The sequence below is a fragment of the Thalassobaculum sp. OXR-137 genome (genome assembly GCF_034377285.1).
In the GTDB taxonomy this organism is placed as follows: domain Bacteria; phylum Pseudomonadota; class Alphaproteobacteria; order Thalassobaculales; family Thalassobaculaceae; genus Thalassobaculum.
Map to the genome: position 1 here is coordinate 4,835,182 of NZ_CP139715.1, position 20,656 is coordinate 4,855,837.

The 20,656-nt window shown below is 67.9% G+C and carries 15 protein-coding genes, 1 pseudogene and 2 riboswitches; of the genes and pseudogenes, 9 read left to right on the forward strand and 7 right to left on the reverse strand.

Annotated elements, in window-relative coordinates:
- Positions 1 to 5: 5 nt before the first annotated feature.
- Entirely contained in the window at positions 6 to 611 is a 606-nt protein-coding gene (locus T8K17_RS22450) for a flavin reductase family protein (protein WP_322331966.1), read from the reverse strand.
- Between the two features lie 13 nt (positions 612 to 624).
- On the reverse strand, positions 625 to 1,449 hold the full coding sequence (locus T8K17_RS22455) for an inositol monophosphatase (RefSeq protein WP_322331967.1): 825 nt from the start codon (positions 1,447 to 1,449) through the stop codon (positions 625 to 627).
- Between the two features lie 146 nt (positions 1,450 to 1,595).
- On the opposite strand from T8K17_RS22455, the gene T8K17_RS22460 reads away from it, so the two are divergent.
- A complete protein-coding gene (locus T8K17_RS22460; RefSeq protein ID WP_322331968.1) occupies positions 1,596 to 3,935 on the forward strand; it encodes a xanthine dehydrogenase family protein molybdopterin-binding subunit in 2,340 nt (779 codons plus the stop codon).
- A gap of 160 nt (positions 3,936 to 4,095) precedes the next feature.
- Here the strand turns inward: T8K17_RS22460 and T8K17_RS22465 are convergent, their stop codons facing one another.
- Complete coding sequence (locus T8K17_RS22465; protein ID WP_322331969.1) at positions 4,096 to 4,872, reverse strand: IclR family transcriptional regulator; 777 nt, start codon at positions 4,870 to 4,872, stop codon at positions 4,096 to 4,098.
- Positions 4,873 to 4,970: 98 nt separating this feature from the next.
- Between T8K17_RS22465 and T8K17_RS22470 the strand changes: the two genes are divergently transcribed.
- Both T8K17_RS22470 and T8K17_RS22475 read left to right on the forward strand, forming a co-directional pair.
- A complete protein-coding gene (locus T8K17_RS22470) occupies positions 4,971 to 5,684 on the forward strand; it encodes an SDR family NAD(P)-dependent oxidoreductase (protein ID WP_322331970.1) in 714 nt (237 codons plus the stop codon).
- 46 nt (positions 5,685 to 5,730) lie between these two features.
- Positions 5,731 to 6,258 (forward strand): 2,4'-dihydroxyacetophenone dioxygenase family protein, encoded by a 528-nt coding sequence (locus T8K17_RS22475; RefSeq protein ID WP_322331971.1) that lies wholly within the window; start codon positions 5,731 to 5,733, stop codon positions 6,256 to 6,258.
- Between the two features lie 34 nt (positions 6,259 to 6,292).
- On the opposite strand, the gene T8K17_RS22480 is transcribed toward T8K17_RS22475, so the two are convergent.
- Positions 6,293 to 7,156: an isocitrate lyase/PEP mutase family protein gene (locus T8K17_RS22480; protein ID WP_322331972.1), complete on the reverse strand. Its 864-nt coding sequence runs from the start codon at positions 7,154 to 7,156 to the stop codon at positions 6,293 to 6,295.
- A 164-nt stretch (positions 7,157 to 7,320) separates the two neighbouring features.
- Here T8K17_RS22480 and T8K17_RS22485 point away from each other — a divergent pair, with 164 nt between their 5' ends.
- The 4 genes and pseudogenes from T8K17_RS22485 (at position 7,321) to T8K17_RS22500 (ending at position 12,102) form a co-directional block, all read left to right on the forward strand.
- Positions 7,321 to 8,778: an amidase gene (locus T8K17_RS22485; RefSeq protein ID WP_322331973.1), complete on the forward strand. Its 1,458-nt coding sequence runs from the start codon at positions 7,321 to 7,323 to the stop codon at positions 8,776 to 8,778.
- An 88-nt stretch (positions 8,779 to 8,866) separates the two neighbouring features.
- Positions 8,867 to 10,138 (forward strand): NAD(P)/FAD-dependent oxidoreductase, encoded by a 1,272-nt coding sequence (locus tag T8K17_RS22490; RefSeq protein WP_322331974.1) that lies wholly within the window; start codon positions 8,867 to 8,869, stop codon positions 10,136 to 10,138.
- Positions 10,139 to 10,213: 75 nt separating this feature from the next.
- A pseudogene (locus T8K17_RS22495) lies at positions 10,214 to 11,119 on the forward strand (NAD(P)-dependent oxidoreductase); the annotation flags it as partial.
- Between the two features lie 113 nt (positions 11,120 to 11,232).
- Entirely contained in the window at positions 11,233 to 12,102 is an 870-nt protein-coding gene (locus T8K17_RS22500; RefSeq protein WP_322331976.1) for an NAD(P)-dependent oxidoreductase, read from the forward strand.
- A gap of 89 nt (positions 12,103 to 12,191) precedes the next feature.
- Here the strand turns inward: T8K17_RS22500 and T8K17_RS22505 are convergent, their stop codons facing one another.
- Positions 12,192 to 13,289 (reverse strand): hybrid-cluster NAD(P)-dependent oxidoreductase, encoded by a 1,098-nt coding sequence (locus tag T8K17_RS22505; RefSeq protein ID WP_322334994.1) that lies wholly within the window; start codon positions 13,287 to 13,289, stop codon positions 12,192 to 12,194.
- Positions 13,290 to 13,291: 2 nt separating this feature from the next.
- Positions 13,292 to 14,536 (reverse strand): aromatic ring-hydroxylating dioxygenase subunit alpha, encoded by a 1,245-nt coding sequence (locus T8K17_RS22510; RefSeq protein WP_322331977.1) that lies wholly within the window; start codon positions 14,534 to 14,536, stop codon positions 13,292 to 13,294.
- Positions 14,537 to 14,658: 122 nt separating this feature from the next.
- Positions 14,659 to 14,869, reverse strand: a riboswitch (cobalamin riboswitch).
- Positions 14,870 to 14,972: 103 nt separating this feature from the next.
- Positions 14,973 to 15,184: riboswitch (cobalamin riboswitch) on the forward strand.
- 90 nt (positions 15,185 to 15,274) lie between these two features.
- On the opposite strand from T8K17_RS22510, the gene T8K17_RS22515 reads away from it, so the two are divergent.
- The gene (locus T8K17_RS22515) at positions 15,275 to 17,203 is read left to right on the forward strand and encodes a ribonucleoside-diphosphate reductase subunit alpha (RefSeq protein ID WP_322331978.1); all 1,929 of its coding nucleotides are present in this window, start codon (positions 15,275 to 15,277) and stop codon (positions 17,201 to 17,203) included.
- Positions 17,194 to 18,282 (forward strand): ribonucleotide-diphosphate reductase subunit beta, encoded by a 1,089-nt coding sequence (locus T8K17_RS22520; RefSeq protein WP_322331979.1) that lies wholly within the window; start codon positions 17,194 to 17,196, stop codon positions 18,280 to 18,282. Before T8K17_RS22515 ends, T8K17_RS22520 begins: the two co-directional genes overlap by 10 nt.
- Before the next feature lie 208 nt (positions 18,283 to 18,490).
- Here the strand turns inward: T8K17_RS22520 and T8K17_RS22525 are convergent, their stop codons facing one another.
- Complete coding sequence (locus T8K17_RS22525; protein WP_322331980.1) at positions 18,491 to 20,632, reverse strand: TonB-dependent siderophore receptor; 2,142 nt, start codon at positions 20,630 to 20,632, stop codon at positions 18,491 to 18,493.
- Positions 20,633 to 20,656: the final 24 nt, after the last annotated feature.

Here is a 20,656-nt window from a genome sequence, read left to right on the forward strand (position 1 = left end):
GCCGGTCACTCCGCCGCTTCGGGACGGCGCAGGCTGAATACCTCGGTGACCGCGGCGTAATCCATGTAGCCGCAGCGGGCCAACGCCTGGGCGGCGGCCGTGTCGAACAGCCCGTTCTTCAGGAACGCCTCGTCGATATGCACGCCGACGACCTCGCCCAGGACCATGTAGCGGTTGGTCGGCTCGCCCTGCAGGTTCTTGAGCTGGATGAAGTCGGTGACCTTGCACTCCAGCGCGGCCGGCGAGGCCGCGACCCGCAGCGGACGGACCAGGCGGCACGGCGCGGTCTCCAGGCCGGCCAGCTCGAACTCGTCCACCTCGGCGCCGACCGGGCCGGACGACGCATTCATCTGATGGGCCAGCGGCAGGGTGGACAGGTTGCACACGAACTCGCCGGTGTCGCGGGCATTGGCCGGGCTGTCCTTCAGCCCCTCGCTGGTGAAGCTGACCATCGGCGGGTTGGTGTTGATGGCGCTGAAGAAGCTGTAGGGCGCCAGATTGTTCCGGCCGTCCTTGTCGACGGTCGAGATCCAGCCGATCGGCCGCGGGGCGACGATCGCCTTGAACGGATCGTGCGGCAGGCCGTGCCCACTCTGGGGTTCGTAGAACATCTGGGTCCCTCGATCAGTCGTCGAACATCCGGGTCCGGCTGCGGAACTGCTCCAGCAGGCCCGGCGTCCCGGCGATCAGAGTGTCCGCATGCGGGCCCTTGCGTCCAGGCACGAACGGCACGCCGTCCCCGCCCGCCTCACGCACGATTAGCATGCCGGCCGCCACGTCCCAATCCAGCAGATAAGGATCCCAGGTGGCGTCGAGCCGACCGTCCGCCACATAGGCGAGCTGGATCGCCGCACAACAGTAGTTGCGGGTCTGCGCGCCGGCCTCGATCAGGGCGGTGACGGTGCGATTGAAGATTTCCGGCGCGTGACGCGGCGAATGGCCGATGCCGACCACTGCCTCTTCCAGCCAGGCGGCCCCGGTGACGCGAATGGCGGTGCCATTGCGGAAAGCCCCGCCGCCGGCGGTCGCCCAGAAGGTCTCGCCCGCGTTCGGATCGTGGATCACCCCGACCCGCGCCACCCCGTCCTCGCGATAGGCGATGGAGACGACGAACTGGGGAATGCCGCGCAGAAAGTTCTGGGTCCCGTCGATGGGGTCGACCACCCAGCCCGTGGCACCGTCGCCCCCGGCTTCGTTGTCGCCGGCACCGCCGGTGCCGAATTCCTCGCCCAGCACCCGGTCGTCGGGGAAGTCGCGGGCGATCTCGCCGCGGATCAGTTCCTCCACCTCGCGATCGGCCGCGCTGACCAGATCCTGCGGCCCCTTCGTCTCGATCAGCAGGGCCTCGCGGTTCTCGAAGAACCGGCGGGCCAGGCGGCCCGCTTCCTCGGCGGCGCGGCGGGCCGTCTCAAGCCGCTTGGCGTCGGCATTGGGGGATGCTGCGGACATGGGAACTCCAGCGGGAAATGACGCCAGCGGTTTAGAACCGCCGGCCGCGCGACGCAACGCCCGCGGGTGTGGCCCTCTTATGCGCGGGCACTTTCCTGCTAAGCTGCCGGCTTCCGGATACGCCCTCTCCACAATGGGATATGACCGTGACGACCTCAGCCGCCGCCAAGCCCTCCCTGCGCCTCGAAGACCAGCGTTTCCTGACCGGCAAGGGTCGGTATGTCGACGACCGGCCGGATGCCGGCCATCTCCACGCCCGCTTCGTGCGCGCCGACCTCGCCCATGCGGAGATCCGTGGGATCGACATCTCGGCCGCAGCGGAGATCCCCGGCGTGATCGGCATTTGGACGGGCGCAGATCTCGTGGCCGACGACATCGGCCCGATGCCCTGCAGCGTCGTCGCCGCAACCGTGGAGCCGATCATCATCCCGCCGCACCACGCGCTCGCCGTCGACCGGGTGCGCTATGTGGGCGAGCCGGTGGTGCTGGTCGTGGCCGAGAGCGGCGAGGCCGCCGCCGATGCCACCGAGGCGGTGATGGTCGAGTACGAAGACCTGCCCGCCGTGGTGACGATCGATGCCGCCGAGGCCGGGGACGCGCCGCTGATCTGGCCGCAGGCGCCGGGCAACTGCGCCTATCGGTTCGTGAAGGGCGATGGGGAGGCGGTGGCCACCGCCATGGGCTCCGCCGCCCACGTGGTCGAGCTCGACCTGGACAATCACCGGGTCTCCGCCTTCCCGCTGGAGCCGCGCGCCGCCGTCGCCGAGTATGACGCCGAGAGCGAGCGCTTCACCATGGACCTGACCGGCCAGGGACTGCACGGCATCCGTGGCGATTTGGCCGGCCCGGTCTTCGGCCTGCCGGCCGACCGCTTCCACCTGCGGGCCGACGATGTGGGCGGTGGGTTCGGGCTGAAGAACTTCCTGTTCAGCGAGTGGGTCTGCCTGCTCTGGGCCGCGCGCAGGACGGGACAGCCGGTGCGCTGGCTCGCCACCACCGGGGAGGAACTGGCCGGTTCCATTCACGGCCGGGCGGTCGCCTCCAAGGCCAAGCTCGCCCTCGACGGCGACGGAACCTTCCTGGCGCTGGACGTGGAGATGGTCGCCGATATGGGCGCCTACCTGTCCAGCGGCGGGCCGAACGCCTCCACCAACGCCGCCTCCACCGCCATGGGCGGAGTCTACCGGATCCCGGCGATCCACATGCGCAGCCGCGGCATCTTCACCAACACCGCCCCGGTCGACGCCTATCGCGGCGCCGGCAAGCCGGAGGCGAATTTCGTCATCGAACGGCTGATCGACGCCGCCGCCCGGCGCTGCGGCTTCGACCCGGTCGAACTGCGCCGGCGCAACATCGTGGACACCTTCCCCTATCCCAAGGCGCTCGGCGCGGTGCTCGACTGCGGCCGGTTCCGCGGCAACCTGGACGACGCCGTCGCCCTGGCCGACCGGGACGGGTTCGAGGCGCGGCGCGAGGCGGCCGCCCAGTCCGGCAAACTGCTCGGCCTCGGCATCGCCTGCTTCCTGGAAAGCTCCCGCGGCGCGCCGCAGGAGGAGGTGGAGGTGCGCTTCGCCGCCGACGGCAAGGTCGAGCTGGCGACCGGCACCGAATCCAATGGCCAGGGGCACGAGACCGTCTTCACCCGCCTAGCCGCCGAGCGGCTGGGCCTGCCGATGGACGGCTTCCGGTACGTCCAGGCCGACACCTTCGCCACCCGCACCGGCGCCGGCCACGGCGGCGCGCGGACCATGCACATGGGCGCCGGTACCCTAATGCTCGCGATGGACGCGATGCTGGAGAAGGCCGCCCCCCTCGCCGCCCGGCTCCTGCAGGCCGATCCGGAGGACGTCACCTTCGCGCAAGGCCGGTTCAGCGCCGGGACCGACGACCGCTCGGTCTCCCTGCTGGAGGTCGCCGCCGCCGCGCGTAGCAGCGACGCCTCGCCGGAGACCGGAGAGACAGGCCTCGACACCGCCGTATTCCGAAAGGATGTGCCGTTCACCTTCCCCGGCGGCTGCCACATAGCCGAGGTCGAGATCGAGCCGGAGACCGGCCATGTGACGCTGACCCGCTACATCGCCGTGGACGATTACGGCCGCATCGTCGACCCGCAGCTCACGGAGGGTCAGCTCCATGGCGGCGTGGTCCAGGGCATCGGCCAGGCGCTCGGCGAGCGGATCGCCTACGACGCGGACAGCGGCCAGCTTCTCAGCGGGTCGCTGATGGACTACGCCCTGCCGCGGGCGGTGGACCTGCCGATGTTCGACGTCACCTTCGCCGGCGAGGCGACCACGGCAAATCCGCTGGGGGCGAAGGGCGTGGGCCAGGCCGGCTGCATCGCCGCCCCGCCGGCGGTGATCAACGCCGTCGTGGACGCGCTGTCGCCCCTGGGCGTGGACCACATCCAGATGCCCGCCACCTCGGAGCGGGTGTGGCAGGCAATCGCCGGGCGGGGCGAGCGGCCCAGCGGCGGGACGGCGACATGACAAACGCCGCTCCATTTCTTTTCACTCCCCGGACTTGTTCCGGGGCAAGGCCAGAGCTCTCGTGAACAAAGGATCTGTCACGCTGAGGCCCTGCCCCGGAACAAGTCCGGGGAGTGAAGAGAGCGGAAACCTTGGTGCGATAGGTTAGAGGAAGCGCCCCTCACCCGCCCAACTGCCGGGAGATCGCCGCACAGGTTTCCAGCAGCGGACGCCAGTAGGCCTCCCGGTCGTCCCGCAGGCGGAAGTTCGGCACCGACACGCTGACACTCGCCACCGGCAGTCCCCCCGCATCCCGGATCGCCGCGCCGAAGCAGACGATCCCGGTCTCGTTCTCCTCCTCGTCCGAGCTGTAGCCGAGCCGTCGGGCGGCCGCGATCCGGGCGCGCAGGGCATCGGCATCGGTCACCGACCGGTCCGTCACGGCGGAAAGGGCAAGCCGGCCGATCACCGCCTCCGCCTCGTCCTCCGACAGCGCCGCCAGGAACGCCTTGCCGACCGAACTGGTATGAAACGGCACCCGCGTGCCCACCGTGGAGGCCATGCGGACCAGTTCCGGGCTCTCGACCTTGTCGATATAGACCATCTCGTCGAGCATCCGGACGGCGAGATGCACCGTCTCCCCCGTCCGGTCCCGCAGCGCCTCCAGCCTGTCACGGGCCAGCGGGCGGATGTCCTGCTGGGCCAGCGCCCGGTGGGCGAGACCGATCAGCCGGCTGCCCAGCCCATAGCGCCGGTCGCCGCGCTGGCGGATCAGGCCTTCCGCCTCCAGCGAGGCGAGGATGCGGTACAGGGTCGGCCGGGTGAGGTCGAGCTGGCGTCCGAGTTCGGCCACGCTCGGCCCGGTCGGATGATCCGCCACGCATTGCAGCACCGCCATGCTGCGCGAGAAGCTCTGCGCACCCTGGACCGGCCCCGGCTTCGTCCCCTGCTCCGTCACATCACCCCCAAGGACCGCGCGGCGGGAATTGACACCGCAAGCGTCTGCTGTAAATTCTCATATAGTAGATCAATATCCATAATATGGACAAACTGAGCATGTCAACCGGATCCGCCCCCGTCTCCCGGTCCGTCCTCGTCACCGGAGGCACCAGCGGTATCGGTCTCGCCATCGCCCGGGGATTCGCGGCGGCCGGCTATACGGTCACTGGCGCCGGACTCGGCACCCTGCCGGAACCGGAAGCGAACCTGTCCTTTCAGTCCCTCGACGTAACCGACGCGTCGGCCATCGCCGATCTGGCCGCCCGTCACAACCGGCTCGACGTGCTCGTGAACGCCGCCGGGGTGATCCGGCGTGGCGACGAGTTGGAGCCGGAGGTCTTCGCCCAGGTGATCGACATCAATCTGAACGGCACCATGCGGATGTGCGCCGCCTTCCGACCGAAACTGGCGGCGGCGACGGGCTGCATCATCAACATCGCCTCCATGCTGAGCTATTTCGGCGGCGGGCTGGTGCCGGGCTATGCGGCGTCCAAGGGTGGAGTGGCGCAGCTCACCAAGTCCCTGGCGATCGCCTATGCCGCCGACGGCATCCGGGTGAACGCGCTGGCGCCGGGCTGGATCGCCACGCCGCTGACCGCCAATCTACGCAGCGACGAGGCGCGCAACGCCGCCATCACCGGCCGCACCCCGCTCGGCCGCTGGGGCCAGCCGGAAGAGCTGGCCGGCCCGGCCCTGTTCCTCGCCAGCGAGACCGCCTCCTTCATCACCGGCACCATTCTGAACGTGGATGGCGGCTACGCGGCCATGTGACGAGAATCAAGAAAACGACGGCCAAGAAAACGACGGAGAAACAGCCATGCCTTTGGAAGCCCCCGACAAGGACCCGATGGTCCCCTACCAGCTCCCCTTTCCCAAGGAAGCCCAGCAGGAGATCGTCGTCCCCAACGCGATCCCGACGGACGACCGGCTCTGGGTCAAGCAGGCGGAGAACGTGTTCTTCCGCCCGCTCTGCCTGAACGTGTCCCAGGGCTACTGGATGAACCTGCTTAAGGTGACCAAGTCGGGCGTGCTGTCCCGCCACCGGCATCCGAACGCGGTGCACGGCTTCGTGCTGAAGGGCCGCTGGTATTACCTGGAACACGACTGGGTCGCCGAGGAAGGCGGCTATGTCTATGAGCCGCCGGGCGAGACCCACACCCTGGTCGTCCCCGAGGATGTCGAGGAGATGATCACCTACTTCCAGGTCAACGGCGTGATGTACTACTGCGACCCTTGGGGCAAGCATCTCGGCTACGAGGACGTGTTCACCAAGATCGACATGTGCCGCAAGCACTTCGAGCAGGTCGGCCTCGGCGCCGACTACGTGGACCAGTTCATCCGCTGAGGCTGTTACGCCCCAGCGGATCGATTGGCGACGGTCAGGCCGGCACGATGAACGGCTTGGCCTGGCTGTCGTAGTCGCCATAGCCGAGCGTATCGCGGAACTCCGCCGGGCTGAGCGCGCCGGAGGTCTCCGCCTGGCCGGCGGCGAGGGCGGCAAGGCCCGCCTTCATGCCGGCGATGGCCGGCGACAGCATGCCGGTCGGATAGGTGCCGATCTTGAAGCCCAGTTCCGCCGCCTCTTTCTGGCTCGGGCAGGCGCGCTGCGCACCCGGCGACAGGACGGAGAAGGACGGACGTCCGCCGGCCGCCTCCACCGCGCGGCGGATCTCATCGTTGTCGGCGGGCGAGTCCAGGAACAGGATGTCGGCCCCCTCCTCCACATACATCTCGATCCGGGCCACCGCCTCGTCGATGCCCTGGGTCGGCCGGCAGTCGGTGCGCGCCAGGACCAGGATGCCGGACTCCTTCGCCGCTTCCACGGCCGCGCGGATCTTCATCCGGGCTTCATCGCGGGACAGGCAGGGCTTGCCGGCGGCGGTCAGCGCCCGCGGGGTGATCTTGTCCTCGATCAGCACGGCGGCGGCCCCGGCCCGGCCATAGGCCCGCACCGTGCGCTGCACGTTCATCGCGTTGCCGTAGCCGTGGTCGCCATCGGCCAGCACCAGGGTCTCCGGGGCCGCGCCATGGACCATGTTGAAGCTGTCGAACATCTCGCCGAAGGACACCAGATCGAGGTCGGGGCCGCCGAGACGGCTGGCCGCCACGCAGGAGCCCGACAGGAACGCCGTCTTGAACCCCGCCTGGGCGGCGAGCTTGGCGGAGAGACCGTCCCAGGCCGCCGGCATGACGATGAATTCAGGCTCGGCCAGAAGGGCGCGCAGTCTTTCGGGAGCGGTCACGGCTGTTTCCTCGCGGTATCGTTTTTTGGTGTCCGGCGACGATAGGAGCCTGCCCCGGCGGCCACAAGCCGGGTTCCGCTTCGGCCGCCAGTCCTGCCGAATTGGCATCTTTACCCTGCTCCCTCCGCTTGCTTGAGTTGGCGCCTAACCAGCAGGGGAAGACGATGGCGGCGAGCACCGAACTGACGAAGCTGACGGCGCGCGAGGCGGTGCGGCTGCTGGACATGGGCGAAGTCTCGCCGCTGGAGCTGATCGACGCGGCGGCCGCCCGCATCGCCGAGCTCGAGCCGGCGGTCAACGCCCTTCCGACGCTCTGCCTGGACCGCGCCCGCGAGGCCGCCAAGACCCTGACGGAACGCGCCGGCAAAGGCGCGCCCGGCTGGCTCGCCGGGCTGCCGGTGGCGATCAAGGACCTGATGGATGTGAAGGGCGTCCGCACCACCTACGCCTCGCCGATCTATGCCAACCACGTGCCCGACCGCTCCCATCCGCTGGTGGAGAAGATCGAGGACCGTGGCGGGCTGGTCATCGCCAAGTCGAACACCCCGGAATTCGGTGCCGGCGGCAACACCTACAACGAGGTCTTCGGCAAGACCCGCAACCCTTGGAACACCTCCCTCACCCCGGGCGGCTCGTCCGGCGGCGCGGCGGTGGCGCTGGCCACGGGCGAGGTCTGGCTGGCCCACGGCTCCGACCATGGCGGCTCCCTGCGTGGCCCGGCTGCCCATACCTCCGTCGTCGGCCTGCGCCCGTCCCCCGGCCGGGTCACTCGGGGCACGTCGAACAACCTGTTCAGCCCGAGCTCGGTGGAAGGGCCGATGGCGCGAAACGTGCCGGATATCGCCCTGTTCCTCGACACCATGGCGGGCCAGTGCCCGCGCGACCCGATGAGCCGCCCGGCCCCGGAGCGCAGCTTCGCCGGCACGGTGGACGCGGCCCTGGCCGACAAGAAGGCCTGGTGGCCCAAGCGGGTCGCCTTCTCTCCCGATCTCGGCGGCGTCGCTCCCATCTCAAAGGCGGTGCGCGGGGTGATCGGCGAGGCGGTGCGCAATTTCGAAACGCTCGGCATTCCGGTGGAGGAAGCCTGCCCCGAGATGGGCGGGATCGGCGAGGCGTTTCAGATCCTGCGGGCCATGATCTTCGTGGTGAATCACGGCGAGCGGCTGAAGACCCACCGCCACCAGATCAAGCCGGACATCATCTGGAACACCGAGAAGGGCCTCGCCCTGTCGCCGGAGGAGATCGCCTGGGCGGAGCGGGAACGGGCCGCCTTCTACCGTGGGGTGGCCGATTTCTTCGAGACCTACGACCTGCTGGTGCTGCCAGTGACCGTGCTGCCGCCCTACGACGTCAACAAGACCCGGATCGACGGTGTCGACGGGGTGAAGTTCGACAATTACATCGCCGCCTCGGCGACCACGTCGTCGATCACCCTGACCGCCTGCCCCTCCCTCTCCCTGCCGGCGGGTTTCACCGAGGACGGCCGCCCGGTCGGCATCCAGGTGGTCGGCAAACCCCATGACGATGCCGGCCTGCTGGCGGCGGCGGCCCTGCTGGAGGACATGACCGGCCTCGCCAGCAAGCTCCCGATCGACCCACGGGCGGGCGAGCCGATCGACTGACCCCATGGCGCGACAGCGAGCCCCCTTTGCGACGACGTCCGAAGGTGGTTGAGTCACCCCCGGATCGGGATTGCACGGGGGCACGGATATGAAGGTTGAAAAGGTGGAGACGCTGGTCGTCGGCGCGGGCCAGGCGGGTGTCGCGATGAGCGCGCATCTGGGGTCCCTCGGGGTGCCGCATCTGGTGCTGGAGCGCGGCCGCATCGCTGAGCGCTGGCGGTCCGGCCGCTGGGACTCGCTGGTCGCCAACGGTCCCGCCTGGCACGACCGGTTCCCCGGCCTGGAATTCGACGACGTCCACCCCGATGGCTTTCCCGGCAAAGAGCGGGTGGCCGCCTATTTCGCCGACTACGCGGCCAAGGTCTCGGCCCCGATCCGCTGCGGCGTTGAGGTGACCAAGGTCACCCGCCACCCCGATCGGCCGGGCTTCCATGTGGAGACCTCCGACGGGCCGATCGACGCGAAATATGTGGTCGCCGCCACCGGGCCGTTCCAACGTCCGATCATTCCTCGCATCGTGCCGCAGAGCGCGCCGGTGACGCAGATGCATTCCGCCGCCTACCGCAATCCTGACCAGCTCGCCGACGGGTCGGTGCTGGTGGTCGGCTGCGGGTCGTCGGGTGCGCAGATCGCCGACGAGCTGCTGCGGGCGGGGCGACGGGTCTACCTCTCGGTCGGCCCGCATAACCGCTACCCCCGCCGCTACCGGGAGCGCGACTACTGCTGGTGGCTCGGCGTGCTCGGCCGCTGGGACGCGGAGACGCCAGACCCGGATACCCAGCACGTCACCATCGCGGTCAGCGGCGCCTATGGCGGCCACACGGTCGATTTCCGCCGGCTGGCCGAGCGCGGCATGACCCTCGTCGGCCTGACCGCCGGGTATAAGGACGGGGTGATCCGCTTCGCCCCCGACCTCGCGGACAATCTGGCGCGCGGCGACGAGAGCCTGATGTCGGAACTCGACCAGGCCGACGCCTATATCTCCCGCAACGGCCTCGACCTGCCCGAGGAGCCGGAGATGCGGGTGATCCCCGCCGACCCGGCCTGCGTCACCGAGCCGACTCTGGAGCTGGATCTGGCCGCCGCGGGGGTGAGTACGATCCTGTGGGCCACCGGCTACGAATACGATTTCGGCTGGCTGCAGGTCGACGCCTTCGACGCCGCCGGCAAGCCGCAGCACAAGCGCGGTGTGTCGACCGAGGCCGGCCTGTATTTCGTCGGACTGCCCTGGCTGTCGCGGCGCGGCTCGTCCTTCATCTGGGGGGTCTGGCACGATGCGCTCTACGTGGCCGACCACATCGCCACCCACCGGCAATACTTCGCCTATGACCGCGACGCCCGGGCGCGCGCCGGGCGCTGACTCCGCAGACGTCATTTCCCGTATGGTCAGGGGGCCCGCCCGCCTCCTACAAGGAAGGCCAACCATCTCGGGAGGACTAACTCAATGAATGTCGGTTTTATCGGGCTCGGCCGCATGGGGCGGCCGATGGCATCCAACATGGCCCGCAAGGGCTTCCGCCTCGTCGTCAACGACATCAATCCGGCGGCCGTCAAGGAGCTCGAGGAGCTTCAGGCCTCCAGCGCGCCGAATGCGGCCGAGGTCGCGAAGAAGAGCGACGTGATCATCACCATGCTGCCCGACGGCCCTGTCGTGCGCGAGGTGATCGGCGGCGCCGACGGCGTCATCGCCAACGCCCCCAAGGGCGCGCTCATCATGGACATGAGCACCGTGGAGCCGGGCACCACCGACGATCTCGCCGCCCAGGCAAAGGCCAAGGGCCTACGATACGTGGATGCGCCGGTCGGCCGCCTGGCGGCCCATGCGGATCGCGGCGAGTCGCTGTTCATGGTCGGCGCCGAGCCGGAGGATTTCGAGCTGGTGAAGCCGATGCTCGAGGCCATGGGCACGACGATCTATCACTGCGGCGGTGTCGGCACCGGCACGCGGACCAAGCTGGTGAACAACTTCCTGGCGGTCGCCTCCTGCCAGTTCAACGCCGAGGCGCTGGCCCTGTCCCAGGGCCTGGGGCTGAACCTGGAGAGCACGCTGGACGTGATCTACGGCACCACGGCGATGAACGGCCAGCTCAAGATCAACTGGCCGGACAAGGTGCTGGCCGGCGACACTTCCCCGGGCTTCACCATCGACCTCGCCCATAAGGACCTGTCGCTGATCATGCAGGCGGCCAACGCCGCGAAGGTGCCGATGCCCATGGCGGCGGCGGCCCGCGAGATGTTCAGCGCCGCCCGTGCCCGCGGGTTCGGCTCCCAGGACTTCTCGGCCATGGTCGACGCCCATTGCGATCTCGCCAATATCGAGAAGCCGCGCCTCAAGAAGTAACCACGACCGCGTCCCGCCGGCAGCGCATGCCGGCGGGACCTGCTGGCTTTCGGCATAAGGGAGGCGCCGGTCCGACCGCGATGAACCTCTCGGCCATTCACGGGAGGAAGACAATGCGTATCGGATTTCTCGGTATCGGGAATATGGGCCGCCCGATGGCCGGCAAGCTGCTTGATGCGGGCCACGAGCTCTGGGTCTACGACATCCGCGACGAAGCGATGCAGCCGCTGCTGGAGCGTCAGGCCCGCAAGGCGGCCTCGCCGAGGGATTTGGCGGATGCCTGCGAGACGGTGGTGGTGTCCCTGCCGACCCTGGCGATCTTCCGTCAGGCCCTGGACGAGTTGCTTACCGGCGAGGCTCTGAAGACCGTGGTGAACACCTGCACCGTCGGCGGTCCGTTCGTCGCGGAGGTGGAACGCCTCTGCGCCGCGCGCGGCGTGACGGTCATCGACGCGCCGATCAGCGGCGGTCCGGCCGGCGCGACCGCCGGGACGCTCGCGGTGATGGTGTCCGGCGATCCGCAGACGGTCGAGAGTCTGCAGCCGGTCTTCCGCGCCTGGGGGCCGACCGTCGTGGTGGCCGGCGAGACGGTCGGTGCGGCGCAGACCATGAAGCTGACCAACAACATCCTGTTCGCCGTCGGCCTCGTCGCGACCTCGGAGGCCATGACCATGGCCGAGAAGGGTGGGATCGCGCCGGAGACCATGCTGCAGGTGCTGAACAACGGCACCGGGCGAAACTTCTCCACCGCCCATGTCTTTCCGGCGAACATCGTGCCGGGCACGTTCGATTTCGGCGCGACCCTGGAGATCCTGATGAAGGACGTCGATCTCGCCATCGAGCAGGGCGAGGCGCTGGGCGTGCCCATGTGGGTCTGCCAGGCCGCGCGGCTGGTGATGCTGCACGGCACGTTCCAGGGCCGGTCGGCGCAGGACCTGTCGCGGATCGTGGAGATCGTGCGGGAGGGGGCCAAGGAGGACTGACGCTCTGACCCATCCCTCTTCAAGTCACTCCCCAAGAAACATCTGGGGAGTGATCGGCAAGGGGGTACGGGAAATGAAGCCTCCGCCGTTCAGACCTCGACCTCGATGGTCCCGATCGGTTGTGTGCAGCAGGCGAGCACATAACCCTCCTCCACCTCGTCCTCGCGGATGCCGCCGTTATGGACCATGTGGGTCTGGCCGGACGCCACCTTGATCTTGCACGTGCCGCAGACGCCGAACTGACAGCCGCTCGGAATATTGAGCCCGGCTTCGCGCGCCACCGACAGGATGGTGTCGGTCTCGTGGCACGACGCCTCCAGGTCCGAGGCCAGGAAGCGGATGCGCGCCTTCTTGCTCTCGTCGGGGATCACGTCGTCCGGCTCGTCCACTGCCGCCGGATCGGTCACCGGGGCGTGGAAGCTCTCCTCGTGATAGCGCTCCATGTCGAAGCCGGCGGCATTCAGCACGTCGCGCACCGCCTGCATGAAGGCGGCCGGTCCGCAGCAGAAGATCTCGCGCTCGAAATAATCCGGCGCGATCAGCTCCAGCATCAGCCCGTTCAGCCGTCCGCGATAGCCGGTCCACACGCTGTAGGGGTCCGGCTCGCTGACCACCCAGGCGAGGTTGAAGGACGGCACACGGGCCGCCATGCGTTCCAGCTCGGCCCGGAAGATGATCTCCGAGGGGCGCCGGGCGCAGTTGATGAAGGCGATGTCGCAATGCCGGCCCTGGTCGAAGAACCAGCGGGTCATCGACATCATCGGCGTGATGCCCGACCCGGCGGAGATGAACAGGTATTTGTCCGACGGCCAGGTATGGCAGGAGAAGAATCCGGCCGGCCCGAAGGCCTTCAGCCTTCCACCGACCTGCAGATTGTCGAACAGCCAGCGGGTGCCCACGCTGTCGTCCTGCAGCTTCACGGTGATGGCGATCAGCATCGGCCGCGACGGGCTGGAGGACAGGGTATAGGTCCGGTGCACCGTGCCCGACGGCAGCGGGATCTCCAGGGTGATGAACTGGCCCGGCTGATAGCGGAACCAGCTCTCCTCCGGCGTCTGAAAGCAGTAGGTGCGGGCACTGGCGGTTTCCGGCAGCACCGCCACGCATTCCAGCATCTGCGACTGGGCGTTCCAGGGAACCAGCTCGTCCAGATTGCGGAAGCGCGGCAGGGCCTCGATCGACCGCATGGTCACGCGACCTCGCTACGGCGCTCCGGGGTGCCGCCGAGACGGCGGCGCATGATGCCGGTGTACCAGTCGACGAACTGGATCACCCCGGCCTCCTGGGTCGGCGAGTACGGACCCGGCTGATAGGCCGGAGAGTTCACACCGATCTGGTTCTCCTCGACCACCTTGCGGTCCTGGTCGTTGGTGGCGAGCCAGACCTTGGTCAGCTCGTCGAGGTCGTAATCCACCCCCTCCACCGCATCGCGATGCACCAGCCACTTGGTGGTGACGGCGGTCTGCAGCGGGCCGACCGGCAGCACCCGGAACGAGATCGCATGGTCGCCGAGCACGTGGTTCCAGGTGGTCGGGTAGTGGTAGAGCAGCAGCGCGCCCAGGCCGGAGCCGCGGACCGCGTCGCTGAGCGGCCGCTTCACGGCCGCCTTGCCCGACAGGGTGTAGCTCTCCGCATTGCGCAGCAGCGGCATGCGGGTGATGCGGTACTGGGCGTCATCGGCCATGTCGAAGCCGCTCGGCAGGCCCAGCGCGCGGCATTTGTCCCACAGCGCGATAAGGGCCGGATCGCCTTCGCTGGCGTTCGGATCGGCATGGGTGACCGTGTCGGGGAAGGTGCGGCAGAGCTCGGGATGGCTGCCGGCGCAGTGATAGCACTCGCGGTTGTTCTCCCAGACCAGCTTCCAGTTGCCGTTCTCGATGATCGTGGTCTCGTGCACCACCTTGGCATCGCGCAGCCGGTGCGGGGCCAGATACGGCTCGATCATCGCGCGGATCGGGGCGAAGTCGGGGGCATGGTCGGCGACGCATATGAAGAGATATCCCGCCACGCCCTCGCAATGCACCGGCTTCAGCCCGTAGGACGCGGGGTCGAAGCCCGGGCCCATGTCGCGGGCGAAGAGCAGCCGGCCGTCGAGCTCGTAGGTCCACTGGTGATAGGGGCAGACCAGCTTGGCCACCGCCCCTTTCTCCGCCGAGCACAGGCGGGAGCCGCGGTGGCGGCAGGCATTGTGAAAGGCGCGGATCTCGCCGTCGGCGCCGCGGATCACGATCACCGGATAGGCGCCGACCTGGACCGTCAGGTAGCAGCCGGGCTTGGCAAGCTCGCAGTCATGGCCGACGAACAGCCAGTCGCGGTAGTAGATCAGCTCCAGGTCCAGGGCGTAGGTCTCGGGCGAGACGTACAGGTCCCGCTCCAGGCTGAAGCCGGATTTCTGGCGAAGAAGAAGTTCCTGAGTCCGAAGCCGCGCATCCATCACATCACCCCGCGTCGAAGACACGTTTCACAAAGGCGGGTCCGGTGGATGGGATCGGCGCCGGCGGCCGGCGGTCCTGAGAGCGGACATGCCGACGCACAGCCCGCCGATCGCCCACCGCGATCCCCTGGCCGTTCCGAGGCTGGTTTCCGGACTCTGAAGCGGTCCTTTCGGACCCGCGCGGCGCCTTCCCGGTCATCCCAGTGGCTCTTTGCCGCGCTGCGCACTCCAATACCGTTGCAGGGGCAGTCCCGGGATTTCACCGGCTTCCCAATTCTCCGCCCGCCGGCTCCTCCAGGCCGGACGGACAGCACCTCGACAGACTAAGGCTACGCCCGATCGGGCCCAGGCGTTGCGTCCCAGCGCGACCTGAGTTTGTCCGCCGACGACATACCCGGCGGCACAGGAAACGATTGACGGCGCAGCGCAAATCATTACTAAATGCAGCGTTCACGGTCTCTGGATGACCAACATCTAGGGCTAAGAGGGAATCCCGGTGCGCCTTCGGGCAAAGCCGGAGCTGCCCCCGCAACTGTTAGCGGCTAGCGGCTGTCGAGAGGGGTCACTGGTGTCCATGGGACGCTGGGAAGGCCAGACAGTCGTTCGGACCCGCGAGCCAGGAGACCTGCCGTGAGCGCATATCCGTCCCGGGCGGGGTGATCCGGAAGGCGCTTGCTGGGCTGTTGCCCATTCCCGCAGGCCCTGCCGACTCCCCCTCCACCGACACGAGGGGTGTCCATGTCTACGCAACTGGCCTACGACTTCGACGAATCCGGCAATTTCCCGCCCGCTCCCATCGCGCCGAAAGCGGCGGCCCCAAGGCCTGCCGCAGCGAAAGCAGAGCCGCAGCGGGCACCCCTGCCGCGTCCGCTGGCCAAGGCGCCGACGCCGGACGATCTGGTGCTGGACCGGAGCCGCGATTCGCTGCTGACCGAGTTCGGCAAGGCCACCCTGCGCGACCGCTACCTGATGCCGGGCGAGGACTTCCAGGCAATGTTCGCCCGGGTCTCCTGCGCCTATGCCGACGACATCGACCACGCCCAGCGGCTGTACGACGCCATGTCGCGGCTGTGGTTCATGCCGGCGACCCCGATCCTGAGCAACGGCGGCACCACCCGCGGCCTACCGATCTCCTGCTTCCTGAACACCGTGCCGGATTCCCTCGACGGCATCGTGAACACCTGGAACGAGAACGTCTGGCTGGCGGCGAACGGCGGCGGCATCGGCACCTATTGGGGCAAGGTCCGCTCCATCGGCGAGCAGGTGAAGGGCACCGGCGAGACCTCGGGCATCATCCCCTTCATCCATGTCATGGACGGCCTGACGCTGGCGATCAGCCAGGGTTCCCTGCGGCGCGGCTCGGCGGCGGTGTATCTCGACATCCACCACCCGGAGATCGAGGAGTTCCTCGAGATCCGCAAGGCCAGTGGCGACTTCAACCGCAAGGGCCTGAACCTGCATCACGGCATCAATGTCACCGACGATTTCATGGAGGCGGTGCGTGACGGCGCGATGTTCGACCTGAAGAGCCCGAAGAACGGTGAGGTCATGCGCCAGGTCGATGCGCGCCAGCTCTGGCAGCGAATCCTGGAGACCCGACTGCAGACCGGCGAGCCGTACCTGCTCTACATCGACAGCGTGAACAACAACCTGCCCAAGCATCAGCGCGAGCTGGGGCTGAAAGTCTCCACCTCCAACCTGTGCAGTGAGATCACCCTGCCGACCGGGGCCGATCACCTGGGCGAGGAGCGCACCGCCGTGTGCTGCCTGTCGTCGCTCAACATCGAGACCTGGGAGCAGTGGAACGAGGAGCCGGGCTTCGTCGAGGACGTGCTGCGGATGCTCGACAACGTGCTGACCAGCTTCATCGAGAACGCCCCGGACGGCATGTCCCGGGCGCGCTACTCCGCCATGCGGGAGCGCTCGGTCGGTCTCGGCGTCATGGGCTTCCACTCCTTCCTGCAGGCCCAGGGAATCCCGTTCGAAAGCGCCCTGGCCAAGTCCTGGAACATGCGGATCTTCAAGAAGATCCGGCGCGAGGCCGACGCCGCGTCCGTGGCACTGGCCGAGGAACGCGGTCCCTGCCCCGACGCCGCCGAGCGCGGGATGCAGAGCCGGTTCAGCCACAAACTGGCGATCGCCCCGACCGCGTCCATCAGCATCATCTGCGGCGGCACCAGCGCCTGCATCGAGCCGATCCCGGCCAACATCTACACCCACAAGACCCTGTCCGGCGCCTTCACCGTGCGCAACCCGCACCTCAAGAAGCTGCTGGCGACCAAGGGCGCGGACACGCCGGAAACCTGGGAGAGCATCCTGGAGCATGAGGGCTCGGTGCAGCATCTCGACTGCCTGACGGAAGACGAGAAGTCGATGTTCCGCACCGCCTTCGAGATCGATCCGCGCTGGCTCATCGACTTCGCCGCCGACCGCGCGCCCTTCATCTGCCAGAGCCAGTCGCTCAACCTGTTCCTGCCGGCCGACATCCATAAGTGGGACCTGCACATGCTGCACTGGACCGCTTGGGAGCGGGGCATCAAGAGCCTGTACTATTGCCGCTCCAAATCGGTCAGCCGGGCCGGCTTCGCCGGGCAGTTGGAGAAGGTCGAACGCCAGGCCTTCACGGTCGAGCCGACCGATTACGAGGAGTGCCTGTCATGTCAGTGATTCCCGACTCCCTGGTCCATCTCGACCCGCGCGAGCTGATCGGCACCGGCCGGGTCGGCCTGCTGGAATCGACCGGCACCTACGACGTCAGCCGCTACGGCTGGGCCTACGAGTTCTGGAAGCGCCAGCAGCAGACCCACTGGATGGGAGAGGAAGTCCCGCTCGGCGGCGACCTGAAGGACTGGGCCTCGCCGCGGGTCTCCGAGGCGGAGCGGGCCCTGCTGACCCAGATCTTCCGCTTCTTCACCCAGTCGGACGTGGAGGTGGGCGACAACTACCTGAAGCGCTACATCCCGATTTTCCAGCCGCTGGAAATCCAGATGATGATGGCGGCCTTCACCAACATGGAGACCGTGCATATCGACGCCTATGCCCTGCTGCTGACCACCCTGGGCATGCCGAAGGCGGAGTTCGAGGCGTTCCGCGACTACGACGCCATGCGCTCCAAGGCCGACTACATGCACACCTTCGGCGTCGGCACGGTCGGCGACGTGGCGCGTACCCTGGCGATGTTCGGCGCCTTCACCGAAGGCATGGCGCTGTTCGCCAGCTTCGCCATGCTGCTGAACTTCCCGCGCCACAACAAGATGAACGGCATGGGCCAGATCGTGAGCTGGTCGGTGCGCGACGAGAGCCTTCATTGCGAGGGCATCGTGCGGCTGTTTCACGAGTGGAACCGCGAGACCGGCGCGCTCACGCCGGCGGTGCGCGACGACATCGTCGACGTGGCCAAGACCATGGTCGGGCTGGAGGAGAGCTTCGTCGATCTGGCCTTCGAGCTGGGCGAGATCGAGGGCATGACGGCGCAGGACATCAAGGACTACGTCCGCTACATCGCCGATTGGCGCCTGACCCAGCTCAAGCTGCCGACGGTCTTCGGCAATTTCGAAGTGGCCGAGGGCGGCTACCGCCAGCTCAAGCCGCATCCCCTGCCCTGGCTGGTGGAGATCCTGAACGGGGTCGAGCACGCGAATTTCTTCGAGCAGCGGGCGACCGAATACTCCAAGGCCGCCAGCCGCGGCAGCTGGGACGGCGCCGATGGCGTGTGGTCGATGTTCGAGGGCCGCAAGCGGGCTTAGGCCGACTGTCGGATTAGCCTGGCCCTTCGACACGTCGTTCCGCTCCTGCTCAGGGCGAGGTCCTTGTTTGATTGTATGATGACCTCGCCCTGAGCAGCCCCGGATCACATCCGGGGCGTGTCGAAGGGCCGGGCTACAGTACTGCTCGAAATGCAAAAGAGGCGGCCCGCGGGCCGCCTCTTCGCTTGAGAGATAGTTTTCCTGAGGCTTACCAGGTCGCCTTCAGGGTCAGCATGACCTCGCGGCCGGCCCCGTAGGAGCAGACGTATTCGGTCTGACAGCCTGTCACGTAGCGCTTGTCGGCGACGTTGGTGGCCGAGAGGTTCAGGTCCAGGTTCTCGGACAGCTCATACCCCGCGTACAGGTCGAACAGGGTCGCGTCCGGCACGGTCAGCGTGTTGGCGTCGTTGGCATAGCTCTCGCCGCGGTGGCGCACGCCGGCGCCGATCGACACGCCGTCCAGCAGCGGGCCCTGGAAGGCGTATTCCGCCCGCAGCGTCAGCTCGTGGTCCGGGATCAGGGTCGGGGTGTTGCCGATCAGCGAGGCATCGGTGTCCTCGGTCACCTCGGCGTCCAGCACCGTCGCCGTCGCCGCCAGGGTCAGGCCGAAGCCGAACTGGTAGCCGCCCTCGAACTCGAACCCGGTCGAGCGCACCGCGCCGAGCTGGTTGTAGTTCGGGAACGCCCCTGTCACCACGTTCTCCCGGTCGATCTGGAACACCGCACCCATGAGGTAGAAATTCTCACCCTCCGGTGCCCATTTCACGCCAGCCTCCACCTGCTCGCCGGTCTCCGGCTCGGTCACACCGTTGGCCGGCGAGGTGATCAGCGGGTTGAAGAAGCTCGAGTAGCTGACATAGGGCGTGATGCCGAGCGGGAACTCGTAGCCCACCGCCGCGCGCCAGGAGCTTTCGCTGTCGCTGCGCTCGAACCCGGCGGCACCGTCCTGCTCGGTCTCCACGAAGTCGTGGCGCAGGTTGCCGGTGACGATCCAGCCGTCGCCGAAACGGAGCTGGTCCTGCACATACAGGCCGGTCTGCGACTGGGTCGTCGTCGCGTCCTGATACGGTGCGCCGAGGGTCGGGGTGCCCGGGTTGGTCGGGTTGACCACCTGATTGGTGCCGAAGCCCGAGGCCTGGGTCTCGTCGAGCCAGTAGTAGCGGGCATCCAGACCGAACAGCAGGTCGTGGCTGACCGGACCCGTATGCACCGTGCCGTAGTAGCGGATATCGGTCTGGGCGGTGCGGACCAGGGTGTCGTGCTCGAAGGCGATCAGGCTGAGGGTGCCCTGGGCGTCGCTCGGCGTGGTTGCGTAGCCGGCATAGCCGAACGGGTAGTAGTAACGCTCCTCGACGCTGGCCACTCCGGCGCGGCCGATGCCGGTCAGGGTGAAGTTGTTGTCGAAGGTATGCTCGGCGATGGCGGTCGCGGAGAACTGCTCGCGCTTGTAGCTGTCCCACTCCTCGTCGGAGAAGTTGGCGTCCCGGTCGATATAGCCGAACTGGTCGGTCGCGGTGACGGTGCCGGCATAGGGCAGGAACGTGCTGCCGTTATGTTTCTCGTCGGCCACATGGGCATTGGCCAGCAGGGTGACCTCGGTGCCGTGGCTGGTCTCGAACTTGTAGGACGGGGCCAGGGTGCCGCGCACGCCCTCGTTCGGGTCGTCGTATTTGTCGCCGCCCTTGATCTTGCCGATCACGCGGTAGGCCTGGCCGTTCTCCAGCGGATCGCCGTAGTCGAAGGACAGCGATGCGGCCGGTGCATCCTCGATGCCGAGGACGACCTCGCGCACCCGCTCGCCCGGCCGCTTGGAGATGTAGTTGACGATGCCGCCCGGGTTGGACCCGCCGTACAGCGCCGAGGACGGTCCGCGCAGGACTTCGATCCGCTCCAGCGCGTAGGGGTCGATATAGAACGAGCCGAAGGCGAAGGAGAGGTTCTGGGCGTTGTCCAGGTAGGTGCCGGTCTGGTCGGCCTGGAAGCCGCGGATCCGCAGCCAGTCGTAGTCGGTGTCGTTGCCGAACACGTCGGCGGTCACGCCGGGGGTGTAGCGCAGCGACTCGCTGACGCTGTCGGCGTTGAACCGCTCCAGATCCTCGCGGCCGAGGATCGAGAGGGACTGGGGCACCTCGGTGGCGAAGACCGGGGCCTTGGATCCGGTGACGGTCGGCGGATTGTTGCTGTCCCCCACCGGGCCGGTCGCGTCCTCCTGATTGCCGAGGACCTTCAGCGGCTCGAGAACGATGGTCTTGCCGGCGTCCTGCGCCAGGGCGGATCCCGCGGTCGGCACCATCAGGGCGGACAGGACGAAACGCAGGGCCAGGCCCCGTTTGAAAACCGATGTGCTCATGTGGCGATACCCCCAGTAAGGCGC